This window comes from Cohnella massiliensis, assembly GCF_900169535.1.
GTDB lineage: Bacteria > Bacillota > Bacilli > Paenibacillales > Paenibacillaceae > Cohnella > Cohnella algarum.
Genome location: NZ_LT821259.1, coordinates 1,391,592 through 1,406,104, shown reverse-complemented (window position 1 = coordinate 1,406,104; position 14,513 = coordinate 1,391,592). Strand labels below are relative to the sequence as shown.

General features: G+C 60.6%; 14 protein-coding genes and 1 pseudogene. 4 read left to right on the top strand and 11 right to left on the bottom strand.

The window, feature by feature from the left end; genetic code table 11:
- Positions 1-57: 57 nt before the first annotated feature.
- The 3 genes from B7E11_RS20220 to B7E11_RS20210 all read left to right on the top strand — a co-directional run bounded on the left by B7E11_RS20220 (position 58) and on the right by B7E11_RS20210 (position 2,672).
- Positions 58-618, top strand: coding sequence for a pyridoxamine 5'-phosphate oxidase family protein (locus tag B7E11_RS20220; RefSeq protein ID WP_080838070.1), 561 nt, complete (start codon positions 58-60; stop codon positions 616-618).
- Between the two features lie 158 nt (positions 619-776).
- Positions 777-1,628, top strand: coding sequence for an AraC family transcriptional regulator (locus tag B7E11_RS20215; RefSeq protein WP_080838064.1), 852 nt, complete (start codon positions 777-779; stop codon positions 1,626-1,628).
- Between the two features lie 39 nt (positions 1,629-1,667).
- On the top strand, positions 1,668-2,672 hold the full coding sequence (locus tag B7E11_RS20210; protein ID WP_080838061.1) for an LLM class flavin-dependent oxidoreductase: 1,005 nt from the start codon (positions 1,668-1,670) through the stop codon (positions 2,670-2,672).
- Between the two features lie 704 nt (positions 2,673-3,376).
- On the opposite strand, the gene B7E11_RS20205 is transcribed toward B7E11_RS20210, so the two are convergent.
- The 4 genes from B7E11_RS20205 to B7E11_RS20190 form a co-directional block, all read right to left on the bottom strand.
- Positions 3,377-4,237: an IS3 family transposase gene (locus B7E11_RS20205; RefSeq protein ID WP_139787266.1), complete on the bottom strand. Its 861-nt coding sequence runs from the start codon at positions 4,235-4,237 to the stop codon at positions 3,377-3,379.
- Positions 4,238-4,260: 23 nt separating this feature from the next.
- On the bottom strand, positions 4,261-4,551 hold the full coding sequence (locus B7E11_RS20200) for a transposase (protein ID WP_080831696.1): 291 nt from the start codon (positions 4,549-4,551) through the stop codon (positions 4,261-4,263).
- Positions 4,552-4,873: 322 nt separating this feature from the next.
- Positions 4,874-5,617: a hypothetical protein gene (locus tag B7E11_RS20195; protein WP_080838058.1), complete on the bottom strand. Its 744-nt coding sequence runs from the start codon at positions 5,615-5,617 to the stop codon at positions 4,874-4,876.
- A complete protein-coding gene (locus tag B7E11_RS20190) occupies positions 5,577-6,845 on the bottom strand; it encodes a M48 family metallopeptidase (RefSeq protein WP_080838056.1) in 1,269 nt (422 codons plus the stop codon). The genes B7E11_RS20195 and B7E11_RS20190 overlap by 41 nt, the downstream gene beginning before the upstream one ends.
- A gap of 62 nt (positions 6,846-6,907) precedes the next feature.
- Here B7E11_RS20190 and B7E11_RS20185 point away from each other — a divergent pair, with 62 nt between their 5' ends.
- Positions 6,908-7,912 (top strand): CobW family GTP-binding protein, encoded by a 1,005-nt coding sequence (locus tag B7E11_RS20185; protein WP_080838053.1) that lies wholly within the window; start codon positions 6,908-6,910, stop codon positions 7,910-7,912.
- Between the two features lie 147 nt (positions 7,913-8,059).
- Here the strand turns inward: B7E11_RS20185 and B7E11_RS20180 are convergent.
- The 7 genes and pseudogenes from B7E11_RS20180 to thiO all read right to left on the bottom strand — a co-directional run.
- A pseudogene (locus B7E11_RS20180) lies at positions 8,060-8,476 on the bottom strand (ABC transporter permease); the annotation flags it as partial.
- Positions 8,477-8,495: 19 nt separating this feature from the next.
- Complete coding sequence (locus tag B7E11_RS20175; RefSeq protein ID WP_080838048.1) at positions 8,496-10,133, bottom strand: IS5 family transposase; 1,638 nt, start codon at positions 10,131-10,133, stop codon at positions 8,496-8,498.
- 5 nt (positions 10,134-10,138) lie between these two features.
- The gene (locus B7E11_RS20170; RefSeq protein ID WP_080838045.1) at positions 10,139-10,618 is read right to left on the bottom strand and encodes an ABC transporter permease; all 480 of its coding nucleotides are present in this window, start codon (positions 10,616-10,618) and stop codon (positions 10,139-10,141) included.
- Positions 10,615-11,370: an ABC transporter ATP-binding protein gene (locus B7E11_RS20165; RefSeq protein WP_342744482.1), complete on the bottom strand. Its 756-nt coding sequence runs from the start codon at positions 11,368-11,370 to the stop codon at positions 10,615-10,617. Before B7E11_RS20165 ends, B7E11_RS20170 begins: the two co-directional genes overlap by 4 nt.
- A gap of 49 nt (positions 11,371-11,419) precedes the next feature.
- Complete coding sequence (phaZ, locus tag B7E11_RS20160) at positions 11,420-12,310, bottom strand: intracellular short-chain-length polyhydroxyalkanoate depolymerase (protein ID WP_080838042.1); 891 nt, start codon at positions 12,308-12,310, stop codon at positions 11,420-11,422.
- 149 nt (positions 12,311-12,459) lie between these two features.
- Positions 12,460-13,344, bottom strand: a complete 885-nt coding sequence (gene thiD / locus B7E11_RS20155; RefSeq protein WP_080840912.1) for a bifunctional hydroxymethylpyrimidine kinase/phosphomethylpyrimidine kinase — start codon at positions 13,342-13,344, stop codon at positions 12,460-12,462.
- Positions 13,311-14,507: a glycine oxidase ThiO gene (gene thiO / locus B7E11_RS20150; protein WP_080838039.1), complete on the bottom strand. Its 1,197-nt coding sequence runs from the start codon at positions 14,505-14,507 to the stop codon at positions 13,311-13,313. The genes thiD and thiO overlap by 34 nt, the downstream gene beginning before the upstream one ends.
- Between the last annotated feature and the right edge of the window lie 6 nt (positions 14,508-14,513).

Below are 14,513 nucleotides of genomic sequence, written 5' to 3'. Positions count from 1 at the left end.
GTGGTAAAATGAGGAGCAAATGCCGCGAACAGCGCGCGAGCGGGAGGTCGTTCGAAAATGGGAAAGCAATTTCCGTCCATGCTGCCCGAGCATATCGCCTTTATCCGAAAACAGCATCTCTTTTTCGTCGGATCGGCCCCTTTATCCCCTGACGGCCATGTCAATCTCTCGCCCAAAGGGTACGATACGTTTCGGGTTATATCCGATAGCCAGGCAGCGTATCTCGACGTAACCGGAAGCGGGAACGAGACGAGCGCGCACCTTCGGGAAAACGGACGCGTCACGATCATGTTTTGCGCGTTCGAAGGGCCTCCGAACATTTTGCGGCTGTACGGCACCGGGACCGTCGTGCTGCCCGGCTCCGAGCGGTGGGATACGCTGTACGGGCATTTTAGTCCGGTTCCCGGAGCGCGGCAAATCATCGCGATCGACGTGCATAAGGTGCAAACCTCGTGCGGCTTCGCCGTTCCATTTATGACTTACGAAAAAGAACGGGACACGCTTGAGAGGTGGGCGGAGCAAAAAGGCGAGGAAGGCCTGACGGCTTACCGCCGGGAGAAAAACGCGAAAAGCATCGACGGCCTGCCGACGCCGCTCGGCCTGCTGCCGCGCGAGTAACGAAAGCTTGGGAGCAACGAAGCCGCGGCACCTTAAGCGGATTTCGAAACTTTCGGAGCAATCGACCCGAACCGAATTTCCCTTGCAGATTCGTGCATGAACTGCACGGATAGCGCGTGTCGGTCGAGCTATATTGAACTTGGAGGGGATCAACGCGAATGGATTGGGTCGACCGAATGAACGAGGCGATTCGCTATATCGAAGATCATATTACGGAAAAAATCGATTACGAACGGGCGGCGAAAGCCGCATGCTGCTCCGTTTACCATTTTCAACGCATGTTTTCGTTCATGACGGACGTTCCCTTGTCGGAGTACGTTAGACGGCGGCGGCTCACATTGGCTGCCTTCGAGCTTCAGAACGGCAACGTTAAAGTCGTCGATGTCGCGCTCAAGTTCGGCTACGACTCGCCCGAAGCTTTCGCCCGGGCGTTCCAGGCCCTGCACGGCACGACGCCGAGCGCGGCCCGAACCGCCGGGACGAAGCTCAAAGCCTATCCGCCGATCTCCTTCCAAATCTCGATCAAAGGGGTTTCGGAAATGAACTATCGAATCGAAGAAATGAAAGGCTTTTCCGTCGTGGGGGTGCAGGAAAAGGTTCCTACGAACGGCGCTTTCGACGTCGTACCCGCTCTCTGGGCCGGCGCCGCCCGCGAGGGACTGTTCGGGCGTCTGTGGGACCTGCGGGCGACCGGTCTCCCGCTGAGGGGAATTCTCGGCGTTTGCGCGGACGGCGACCACGGCAACAGCGAGGAATTCCATTACATCCTGTCGATCGTGTCGGAATCCGCTCCTCCGGAGGGGATGGTCAAGCGGGACTTCCCGGCGGCAACCTGGGCCGTCTTCGAAGCGGAAGGCGGGCCCGAAGGCATTGCGGGGTTATGGAAGCGGCTGTACGCCGAATGGGTGCCGACCTCCGGCTACGATCTTGCTTATTTGCCCGCCGTCGAATGCTATTTGCCCCCGGAAGAAAACAAAAACGAATTGTGGGTCGCCGTCGTCAAAAAGTAACGGCGGAGGGAGCCGGCAAGCAGCGAGGAGAACGAAAAAATGAAGCTTGGAATCTTGGATCAGGCCCCGCTTTCGAAAGGCATGGAGCCGCGGCAGGCGCTCGAGCGGGCGTTGAAGCTCGCTCAGGCCGGGGAGCGGTTCGGCTATTCGCGCTTCTGGATGGCCGAGCACCATCACCTGGGGGGCCTCGCATGCTCCGCGCCGGAAATCATGCTCGCCTACATCGGCGCGCAAACGAAGGCGATCCGCCTCGGAGCCGGCGCGATTTTGCTGCCGTATTACCGGCCCTACAAGGTCGCGGAAACGTTCAACATGCTGGCCGCCCTGTTTCCGGGCCGCGTCGACCTCGGCGTGGCCCGGTCGCCGGGCGGCGCGGCGGAAGCGTCGACGGCGCTGTCGGACCGCTACCTGGAACAGGTATGGAAGCTCCCGGAGGCGTTCGAGGAGCTGCTTCATTTCCTCTTTCGCGATTTTCCGGAAGACCATCCGCATGCCGCCCTGGATGCCGACCCGCTGCCGCCGGCGCCTCCCGAGCCCTGGGTTCTCGGCACCAGCGAGAAAAGCGCCCTGCTGGCCGCCCGTATGGGCGTCGCGTACGCCTATGGGCATTTTATGAACGAAGAAAATGCATTCCGCGCGCTCGACGCTTATCGAAGCCAGTTCCGGCCCGTCCGACAGCTGAAGGAGCCTTACGCGCTGCTGGCCGTTTCGGCCGTGTGCGCCGACACGGAGGCGAAGGCTCGCGAAGTGGCGGCAAGCCCGTACATATGGCGGCTTCGATCGGCGGACGGCACGGCCGGAGAAGGCTTGCCTTCGACGGAAGAAGCGAGGCGGGAAGCCGAGGCCCGGAATATCGACCTGGACGCCCGGGTCGGCAAAACGATGATCGTCGGCTCCCCCGACGACGTGCGGCAGCGGCTCGAAAGCCTGCACGCCGCCTACCGGCCCGACGAGCTGATGATTTTGTCCTACGCGTACGAATTCGAGGACAGGCTCCGCTCGTACGAGCTGATCGCCCGGGAAATGAGGGCGGGAGCGGATTGACGTCCGCCCTCCCGCCCGACGGGCTCCCTCCCGCAGCCAATCCCGCTCGCTTGCGCGCCGCCACCGCCGATTGCCCGCCATGTAGCGCACCGGGTGCACTACTTGCGTGCCGCCAATGCCGATTTCCGCCATGTAGTGCACTGGATGCACTACATGCGCCTCGCCACCGCCGATTGCCCGCCATGTAGCGCACCGGGTGCACTACTTGCGCCTCGCCACCGCCGATTGCCCGCCATGTAGCGCACCGGGTGCACTACTTGCGCCTCGCCACCCCCATTTTTCCACCATGTAGTGCACTGGATGCACTACATGCGCCTCGCCACCGCCGATTGCCCGCCATGTAGCGCACCGGGTGCACTACTTGCGCCTCGCCACCGTCGATTGCCCGCCATGTAGCGCACCGGGTGCACTACTTGCGCCTCGCCACCGTCGATTGCCCGCCATGTAGCGCACCGGGTGCACTACTTGCGCCTCGCCACCGCCGATTGCCCGCCATGTAGCGCACCGGGCGCACTACTTGCGCCTCGCCACCGCCGATTGCCCGCCATGTAGCGCACCGGGTGCACTACTTGCGCCTCGCCACCGCCGATTGCCCGTCATGTAGCGCACCGGGTGCACTACTTGCGCCTCGCCACCGCCGATTGCCCGTTGGAGTTGTCAAAAAAAGTGCAGTTTGAAAACACCCTCATACAGAACTCCCGTTACTAAGCTGCTTGTGACAGCATTCTTTCGCGATAAATAGATGGAGGCCAGCCCCCTGGATTAGAGGTGTAGATCCGCCGTCTGTTGTAGTAAACCATGATATATCTGAAGATGATTGATTTAATATAGGCCATCGGATAGCGCTCCGTGTTGATCTTGTATAGCTTCTCTTTCTTTAGCGTAGCAAAAAAGCTTTCCATCCTTGCGTTATCATAGCAACGCCCCGTGCCGCTCATGCTTTGAATGGCGCCACGTCTAGCCAAACTCTCCCGGAAAGCATGGCTTGTGAATTGGCTGCCACGATCGCTGTGATAAATCATTCCGCGAGCATTTCTTGTTTTACAGGCGTTCTCAAAGGCTTGGATGCAGAGCTCTTTGCGCATGTTGTCGTCCATGGCGAGACCCACAATCTCTCCGTTGAAACAATCCAGTACAGCGGACAGATAGAGCTTGCCGTCTGAACAAGGGACTTCGGTGATATCCGATAACCACTTTTGGTTGGGGGCTGAGGCTCTGAAGTCTCCCTGGATCAGGTTCTCGCTCTTTTGAGCTGCGGCATCCTCGCGTGTAATGCCATTTGGATGACGCTTGGCTTTCTTCAGCAGGCCGTGTTTCTTCATGATTCGATAGACGGTGCTGTAGCTGGTCTTGATATCTATTTGTGACAGCGCCAGTAGAATACGCTGGACACCGTAATTGCTGTTGTCTTCATGTTCCCCGATGATTTCTTTGATATTGACCAGAAGGCGTTGCTGCCGCTCCTGTTTGGGAGTGGGCTTCAGGCTACGATAAAAGCCCGATTCGCTGATAGCAAGTACATCGCACATCTTCTTGACGGTCCATCGACCCCGTCGTTCGCGGATGTAAGCATAGAGCTGGCATGCCTTTACCGCTTCCGGTCTTTTGCGAAAAAACCGAGTGCGTCCTTGAGAATTTCATTCGCGCGGCGCAACTCGCCTATTTCTCTTTCTAATTCGATTTCACGCGCAGTTTTATCGGCAGATGCATAAGCCCGTCCGCTCCCGATATGCGCTCCGTCGCCGTGCAAGGTTCTTTGCTTTCTCCACCCCTGCAAGGTATAGTAGGCAACCCCTAATTGCTCGGCGGCGTTCTTTGTTCCGATCTCATCGCTCAGCCTTACTGCTTCTTCTTTGAATGCTTTGTCGTACCGATTCATTGTCCCTCGTCCCCTCGTCAGCTTTCATTTTATTTCATACGAGGGTGTTTTTCGACTGCATTTTTATCGTAGCACTCCACGTCATGTAGCGCACCGGGTGCACTACTTGCGCCTCGCCCGCCGCCGATTTTCTCCAAACGCCGCTAACCGTACAAGTAGGCCGTCTAGTACCCTACTTGCTATTCAAACTCACCGCTATTTCGCCGTGCAGTCCAGTCCAGTCCAATCCCCTTCTTTGGCTCCATAGCCTCAATCAAACCAACATGCAGTCCAACCAATCCCCTTCTTGGCCATCCGAACAAACCCTAGCCCGTCCCGGCGGCTACAAAACCGTCTCCAGCCACGACCAGGCCGTCTCCAGCGTCAGCTCCAGATTGGACCGGCCGCTCGGGCCGACGAACGGCGGCCGTTCGCGAAAATAGTCCGCGTGGCCGCCGACGATCGGCAGCGCCCTGCTGTGCGCCGGCGCAAACTTGTCCGCCGTCCACGACGGCAGGCGGCGCGGCCTTGCGGTCCAGCCGCCGAACGAGCCCAGCCGGCTGACGCGGTCGGCCGGACGGAACGAGCCTCCGGACGGCGCTTCGGCCCCCGCGGCGTACATATAGAGCACGTACGGCAGCATCGCCTCCGGAATGCGGCAGCGAGGCGAGCCGATCATGACGACCGGGCTCGGCTCCCCGCCTTCCAGCGCTTGCAGCCGCTGCGCGGCCTGCAAGCCGGCAAGCCCTCCGGCGCTGTGGCCGACCAGCAGCGTCCGCGTCCCTTGTTCCCGACCTTCGCCAAGCAGAAGGTCCAGCACGCGCCGCCCGCCGATCGAGCGCTCGGGGCGCCTGGCGCCTGCGCCGATGTCGCGGCGGATTTCCCACAGCTGCGGCACGACGGCGCGGCTCCAATCCCCGTACGGAAACAGCAGCCGCGAGCGAACGGATCGCCCCGACGCTTCGAGCCGTCCGTGCAGCGCGACCCGGAAGCCTTCCATAAAAAGCGGCGCCGTCCGCAGGCCCGCCAGCAAATAAAGCCTGACCTCACGCATCGGCCGCGGAAGCGAAGCGTTCGGCTTCGACAATCCTTTCCAGATCGCTCGGATGGCTGGACCGGAACCATTTCACGAGCAGCGGCGGGTCGATGTCGCTCAGCGACGCGATGGCCATTTTATGATGCATCGTGACCGCCCCTTCCGAACTTCCGATCAACTCGTAGGCGTAACGGTCGGCCGCCGCTTCCGCCTGCCTCGACACCAGATTGGTCACGGGCAGCGAAACGAACGACAGCGCCGAAAGAAGCAGCAAAACGAGCGGAAGCGCGGCGATGTCGCCCGGCTTCCGGATGCCGAGCGCGTTCCCCCACCTACGGACGATCCATTCGTACAGGCGGCTGCCGAGCCACAACAGGACCAGCGACGACCCGACGGCTCCGACGGCGCTCCATTCCAGATGATGCATGACGTAATGCCCGATCTCGTGCGCGACGATGATCAGGATTTCGTCCTCGTCCAGCTTCGTCAGCATCGTATCCCAGAGGACGATCCGCAGCGAAGAACCGATCCCGTTCACGTAGGCGTTGATCGCGTTCGTTTTCTCGGACATGTTCGCTTCGTACACGCGGTCGGTCGGAACGCCCGCATGCTCCGCCAGCTCCAGAATCCGGCCCTCCAGATGCGCATCGGACAAACGCGAAAATTGATTGTACAGCGGATCGATGACAACCGGCTGCACGTACATCATGAACAGCGTAAACGGGATCGAAAGCAGCCAGAGCCGCAGCCACCAGCGGCCGCCCCGCGAAATGAACCCGAACGCCACCGCGGTAACCGCCAGCATCGTGACATAGCCGACCCCGAATTCGACCAGCTTGTCCCGGATCCAGTCCGGCACCGGCTGGGTCGAGATGCCGTACGATTTCGAGACGGCGAAGCTGAATATCCACAGCGGCAAATAGAGCAAAAACGCGGCCGCGTCCACGAGCAGCACGAACAGCGGGAACCGGATCCACCCCGGCAGCCGGGTGCGGTCGAGCTTATCCTTCCAGCCGCGAACGGCTCCGCCCAGAAGCAGAACGAAATAAATCAGCCACTCCCAAGGGCCGCTCATAAAAAAAATCCAGTTTCGCGCGGCGTTCAGTTCCGCGCTTTCGCGCAGCTGATCGGCGGTAAAAAACGTGCCGGGATCCGCCGCCGTTCCCCGATACGCCTCGGGCACCTCGTTCGGCGACGTATGCCAGACGTAAACGGCCATCGCCAGCGCGTAAACGGCAACCGCAATGACGCCAGCCCGGATAAGTGCTTTTGTACGCATGACCCTCTCCCTCCAATAATACACATATTATATCCAAATTCAGGGCGGTGAGGAAAACGGGTATGGCAACGTACGCCATCATCTTAAGCGGTTTTCTCGGGAGCGGCAAGACGACGCTGCTCGTTCGTCTGCTTCGGGAAGCGAAGGCGCGCGGCTTGAAGCCGGGCATTCTGATCAATGAATTGGGGAAAAACGACGTGGACGGACTCGCCGCCGGCGACCATACCGACGGCACGATCGAAAAGCTGCTGGACGGCTGCGTCTGCTGCGATAAAAAAAGCGAGCTCGAAAGCGCGCTGCTGACGCTTCTGGCTGCCCGCCCGGACGTTCTGTTCATCGAGCTGTCGGGGGTCGCCGATCCGCAGGAAATCGCGGACGCGCTGGCGAGCCCGCGCCTGCGCGAGCGCGTCGCAATCCGGCGTACGGTGACGATGCTGGACGCCGAGCATACGCTCGATTACAACAATCTGTTCCTGTCGGACCGCCGGCTCGTCCGGACGCTTCGCCGCCAGATCGAAGGCGCGGACCTTCTCGTCGTCAACAAGACGGATCTGGCCTCGCCGCGAAAGTTGGAGAAGATCGAGCCCTTCGTACGCCGGCTGAACGGCAAGGCCGAGCTTGTCCATGCCGTGCGCGGCGAAATCGCGCTCGCCCCGCTGCTGGACGGCATCGCCCCGACCGGCGAAGCGAATCGGCCGCGCAGCCTCCCGGTGCTGAGCGGCTATCCCGAACGGCAGCCGGCTCGCGCGCACGATCATCGCCCGGAACATTCCGGCTCTTACGGGCGGCTCCGCGCCTCCACGCTGACGATAACCGGGGAACGCCGGTTCGACCGGGAACGGGTGGAGTCGTTTCTTCGCCGCTGGGAGGACCGACTCGTCCGCGCTAAAGGTTACATTCCCGCCGCAGACGACGGTTCCATGCAATTTTTGCAATACGCCGGCAAACGCTTCGAATGGGAACGTTCGAGCTACCCCGGCACGCCTTATCTGGTCGTCATCGGGGTGGATATGGACGAGAAGCGGCTGGCCGCCGAGTGGAACGAACTGGGGGCGGCGGCAACCTGACCCCGTCGTCCCCCCGGACAGCCTGCCCGGGCCGTTCTGCTTGCCTCAGGCAGACCGCCTGATCTTCCGCTTGCCTCGGGCGGTCGGCTTTGCGTTCCGCTTTCCGGCGCCCGATCCATGCGGGCACGCCGCTCGTCCGCCGTCTTGTCACCCCTTGTTCCCGCCCGGCAGCCGAACATTCAACTCATCGGTAAACCATAAGCGATAGATCAGCCCGCTCAGCAGCATGCTCATGACCGCGGCCGAACACGAAAAAGCGAACACGATCAAAATCTGGTACCGTACCGCCTCGACCGGATCGGCGCCCGCGACGATCATCCCCGTCATCATGCCCGGCAACTGCACCAGGCCGACCGTTTTCATGCCGTCGATCGTCGGGATCATACTGAATTTGACCGCTTGTTTCAAACGAATCCGGATCGCCTGCCGGGCCGTCGCCCCCAGGGAAAGCAGCGTCTCGATTTCCGCCCGGTGCGACTCGACCTCCCGGTTCAGGTGGTTGACGAACAGCCCCGCCACGATCATCGCGTTGCCGATGGCCATGCCGCTTAACGGAATTACGTAGGGTTTGCTGAACGATACTTTACCCGAAATTCAGGCTGAGGCGTCGGCGGAGCAGGATGGCAAATAGGAAGCCAAAAAGAACGCGCAGCCTGCGTTCCAGGTTCATCACCAGCAGTTGCAGCGTGATGGCGGACAGGCTCGTCTGCGCGAGACGCGCGCGAATACGGCCAAGCCCATATTTGCGCTTGCCTTCTCCAAATTTACCTTCGATGGCGTTGCGTTCGCCGGCATCCCGTTTGTCCTGGTTCCGTTGCTCGTTCGTCGAACCGTCCTTCCGCGGCCGTCCTAAAGCCGGACCGCTGAGCCGAATGCCATGCTGCTTGCAGAAGTTCCGGTTCTCGCGTGTGCGATAGATTTGATCCGCCTGCACGACGGCCGGATAATAGCCGAGGCGTCGGCGGTAGTTCTCGATCGTCTCGATGAGCGTGGTACTCTCGTTGAAGTTGTCCCAGGACGCCCGATCCAGGAATGCGTAGCCCTTCGTCATGCTGACGGCGAGCTTCGCACCGAACTCTACCCGCGCCTTCGCTTTCCCGCGCACGATCGGCCTTACATGCGGCTGATGGATGCTCACGATCCGGCCGTCGATCTGGTGCGATCGCCTCTGGTACATGTGAAGCTGCTGACGGTACAGTTCCTGAATCACCAGTAGATCGCGATACGCTTTGCGGCTCAAACGCGTAAGCGGCTGCGTCTTCACTTGCTCGGCGATGATGGCAAGGTTCCGTCCCACAAATCCCAGTTGCCGGCGGATCGCGCGGCGGATCACCTTCGGTCCCGGCCGGCGCTGCTTGGATACCGCCAGAAACTGCTTTCGCGCTTTCTCCCGGTAGGTACGCGGTTTCGCCGTTTGTCCGATCACCCGTTCATGCAGCGTATCGATGATCGCTTCGAGTTTCTCCCGCGCTTCGTTCAACAGATTCAGATCGGTCGGATACGCTACATCCGCTGGCGCGCAGGTGGCGTCCGCCAGCATCGTTCCTTGATTCGGTTGCTCCGGCGCTTCCGACACGGCGGCGGAAGCCTCCGCCTCATAAACATCCCGTTCGGTCGCTTCAAGTGGCGCTGCCCTTTCAACGGTCTGCGCCGTAGCAGACCGTTGCGCGGTCGATTCCATCGGCGTGTCTCCGAACATCACTTGTTGCTCGATCTTGGCCGTGTCCGTCGTTTGATGAGGCGCCTTCCGCTTGCGTTTCCCGCCGCCGCTTATGCCGGGACCATCGTTGTCATCGTCTTTCGTTTCATTCGCGCCTTCGATGGCGACGATCTCGTTCAGCTCGGCCAGCACGTCTGTCAGACGCTTACGGAAATGCGTCATCATCGAAGGATGAAACGGCGGCTTCATTGTGAAGCCGGACAGACCGATGAAGTATTGCATGTAGGGATTTTCGCTGATCGACTCCACCGTCTCTCTGTCGGTCAGTTGCATGCGCTCCTGAATGAGGAGCGCGCCGAGCCCCGTTCGCAGACTGATCGTTTGTTGGCCGCGAAAGGTGTTTTTGAAGAACTGACCGTATTTCTGCTCCGCCGCCGCCCACGGCACCAATCGCGCCAACCGGACCCAGCGATTCTCTTCGTCCAGCTTTCCGCCGAAGGGCAGAAAGAAATCGCCGGGCAGGAGCAATTGATTTTCGAGGTGCGCGGTCGGCTTGAACATTTTCGTCACTCCATCTGCAAGGGTTTTGGGCTGCTTTCGAACATTTCCTTTGCATATGATTTCGACAAATCGGCCTCAAAATCCTTGTGGTTATGCGGTTTTTGTCGGTTTTTCAAGCGTTCAGCAAGCCCTACGTACTGAGCCGTCGCGTCGACGATGCCGAGCCCGAGCAATACCGCCATGAGCAAGCCTTCGGTCATCGCGATCGCGAGGGCGATGCGCCAGAAGACGCCGCGCACGCCCTTGCCTCTTTTGGCCGCGTTATGCGAAGCGATGACGATCATGAGCGCGATGATGAGAACGAGCAGCAGCGGATGCTCCGCTTGAAAAACGAATTGCAGAATATAGCCTACCGCCAGCAGTTGAACGGCGGCCCTTACGGTGCCAACCGCGATATCCCGCTCCAGGCCGAGCTTTTTCCATGCCGAGACGAGCATCGTCACGATGACGAACAATAGCGTGAAGCTTAGCGCGGTTATCGTCATCGTCCTTCCCCCGTTTTCCCCGAGCTCGCGAACATGCGTCCTTCCGCCGTCCGGGGCTCGCGGAAAAACGATTCCGTCGGCGCGTCCTCCAGCAGCGTGCCGCCCGCCATAAACCAGGTTCTCTGACTGACCGTTCTCGCCTGCTCCAAATCGTGCGTTACCCAAACAAGAGCGGTCCCTTCCCGGCGATTCCAATCCTGAAGCGCCAGCTCTACGTTCTCTCTGCCGCTTCGGTCCAGCGAAGCCGTAATTTCATCCAGCAGCAGCGCCTTCGGCCGCAGCAGCAGCGAACGGATCAGCGAAACGCGCTGCTTCTCCCCACCGGACAGATCCGAGGCTTGCTTGCGGACGTCCAGCTCGCCAAGCCCCATCCGGTCCAGCAGCCGTCCGGCAAGCCCGCGATCGTACGGCGTGCCGTGCAGCATGCTGACGGTCCGCAAATTGTCCTCGACGGTCCCCGGCAGCATGACGGCATGCTGGGCCACGTAACCGACGTTTTTTCGCCATATACGGGGATCGACGGCGCGGGCGGACGTCCCGTTCAGCAGCAGCTCTCCCGCGTCCATGACGTCGAGCCTGGCGAGAATGCGCAGCAGCGTGCTTTTTCCCTGGCCGGACACGCCGAGCAGCGCAATGCGATCCGCCGGTTCGACGGCCGCCGACACCCGGTCGAACAGAAGCCTTTTCTCGTCGCCTTCGCCGGGTCCCGCGAAACTTTTTCGCAAATTCCGAAACTCCAACAGGTTATGCACCGCAGTTCCTCCAGCCCTGGCGAAACCGATAACCGGACTTGAGGCACGGTTACGGCTCGTCGTTTTTCAGAAAAGGTTGGACCGAATCCAGCAATTCGTCCATATTCTCGATCAGCGGCGAATGTCCCGCGTTCAAGTGCCGGACCTCCGCCCGTTTGCCGTATTTCTTCAAATCGTCGACAATCTCCCGCGTCATTTGCTCGGTCGTCATGAGATCGTTTTTTCCCCACAGCACAAGGATCGGACATTCGATATTCCGGATTTCCCCGGTGCCTTCCGCAACTCCGTTTCCCTCGTCCCCGATGTTGAACCGGTTGGCCGCGTAGGCGACGTCGATCATGTTGCGCTGGTTGAAAATCTCTTCGACATACCGGTCGAACCGGCTTTCTTCCGGCTGTTTATCGCGATAGAGCAGTTGGGACAGCGCCGTTTTGAAAAACGGTTTATTCCTTTTGCGGGCCGCTTTGACAAGAAGCTGCATCCCTTTGTCGCTTGCGATTTCTTTTCTCGTTTTCAGGCGCTTTCGGCTTTTGTCGGATTTAAGCGCAGGATAGCCGCGCGTCGACATGGACGCGAGCAAAATCAATTTCCGGACCCGGTCCGGATAACGGGCCGCAAACTGCATGGCGACTCCTCCCCCGTTCGACCACCCCATCAGATGAAACGTCCGGATGTCCAATCGGTCGACGAACAGCTTCACATCCTCCGCGAAGTCTTCTATGCTTTCGATCGGTTTATGGTAGGAGGAGCCGCCATAGCCGCGCAAATCGACGGCGTAAATTTTATAGGCCGCATCCAGCCGTTCCATCAACACGTCCCAATTCAGGGAAGAAGCCATATTTCCGTGCAGGAGAAGCAGAGGCGTCTCCCCGCCCTCTCTCTCCCGATAGGCCATCGTTTCTCCGTTGGGCAAAGCCAGTTCCTTCAATACGATCTGCATAAGTTCTCTCCTTCTTGTTCGCGGGTTGTCTTTCGGCTGCGTCCAAAGCCCCGGCGGTTCTTTTCCATTAAAACATATAACGCCGGGCAAAGAAAAAACCTCCTTTCCGAAATTCGGACAGGAGGCCTTCGTTTCCTTCAACGCGTTATTTACAAAATGACTTCGTCCGACGGCGCCGCGATCTCGTCAGCGCGGTCCGGCGCGGACCGGCGGGCGGATTCCTTCTCCAGCTGCCTCCGATACGCCCAATGGTTCGTCGGGCCGTGTCCCCGTCCGATTTCAATGCCGTCTTCGATGGCCGCCTGGATGAACGCCTTCGCTTGCCGCGACGCCTCCTCGACGCCCAGCCCGGAGGCGAGCCCCGCCGCCAGCGCGGCCGAGAAGGTGCAGCCGGTGCCGTGCGTGTTCGCGGTGGCGATCCGGTTCCCGGCCAATTCGGTAAAATCGCGCCCGTCGAACAGCAAGTCGACCGCCATCTCCCCTTCGTCATGCCCGCCTTTTATGATGACATACCGCGCTCCGAATCCCGACAAACGCTTGGCCGCTTCCCTTTTGTCCGTTTGGCTTCGGATGTTCAGGCCGACCAGCTTTTCCGCCTCGGGAATGTTCGGGGTCACGACCATCGTCAGCGGCAGCAGCCTTTCCGTCAAGGCGCGGACCGCATCCTCCCGCAGCAGCTCCGCTCCGCCTTTGGCGATCATGACCGGGTCGACGACGACCCGCTTCCAGCCGAACCCCCGAATCGTCTCCGCCACGACGCGAATGATTTCGCTGCTGAACAGCATGCCCGTCTTGACCGCGTCGACGCCGATATCGGTGCCGACCGCCTCGATCTGCTTGACGATCGCCTCTACGGTCAGCGGATAGACCGCCTGCACGCCGGTCGTGTTTTGCGCCGTTATCGACGTCAGGGCCGACATGCCGTACACGCCCAGCTCCTGAAACGTTTTGAGGTCCGCCTGGATACCTGCCCCGCCGCCGCTGTCCGAGCCGGCGATCGTCAGCGCCCGTCCGATCCGAGCTTTGCTAGCCATATGTCCGTCTCCTCTCGCATGGAATTAACGCCGGCATAACGTTGAAACCGATTCGGCAAAAAGGCGCGGCAAAACGTTTCCGGCGATTTGCCGTCCGCATAATCCGCGGCGAGTTTGGCCGTCGCCGGGCTCAGCAAGATGCCGTTGCGGTAATGGCCCGCCGCGAACAGGACGCGCCCCGATTCGTCCAGCGGCCCGATCAGCGGCATCCCGTCCTGCGTCGAAGGGCGAAGGCCGGCCCACCGATGAAAGGGCGTCATCCGTTCCAAAAACGGAAACAGCTGCTTGTTCCATTTGGCCAGCCGTTCGATGCCCCTCTCCGTCACCGACGCGTCGAACCCCGCGACATCTTCGGAAGCCCCGCATACGAGCGTGTCGTTTTCCTTGGCCACCAAATAGCCCTGATTGCCGAACACCATGTGCTCGACCAGCTTGGCCCCCGTCGGCGCGGGCTTGGCTTCGTACGCGCAGATTTGCCCGCGAATCGGGTAAATCGGGATGGGGATGCCGAACGTTTCCGCCAGCCGGCCGGCCCAGGCCCCGGAGCAAACGAGCAGCCGGTCGCCGCCGAACGTTCGGCCGTCCGCGCTCTTCAGGGCGATTTCTCCCTCCCATTGCGCCACGCTTACTTCGCCGAGCCGTTCATGGATGTCGACGCCCGCGTTTCGGCAAGCCCGCTCCAACGCGCGCACGTAATCCGGCGCATACAGGTGGCTTTCCTCCGGCGTGTGCAGAGCGGCAATCGCCTTTCGCGACAGCAGCGGCTCCAGCAGCATTAGCGATTTCCCTTCCACGATCGTTCCGGAGGAGCCGTGCTCCCGCTGCCAGCGCAGCCTGCTCTGCAGCCCGAGCAGATCGGCCTCGTGGAAAGCGACATAAAGGCTGCCGGAATTCGTATATTCGAACGTCAGGCCGGAAAGCCGCCTGACCTCCGATTGCCATTCCGGGTACAAGCGCAGGCTTTCCAGGCACAACCGAAAAAACGGATCGGGGCTTTCCGGGTTTTCGCTGTACGGGGCCAGCATGCCGGCCGCCGCGCCGGAAGCCTGGCCGCCGCATCGGTTCATCTCCAGCACCGTCGCCCGGTGACCGCGGCGGCTAAGCTCCAGCGCGCACGATAAGCCGATGACGCCTCCGCCGAGAATGACCACGCGTTCGCTCATCCGTTT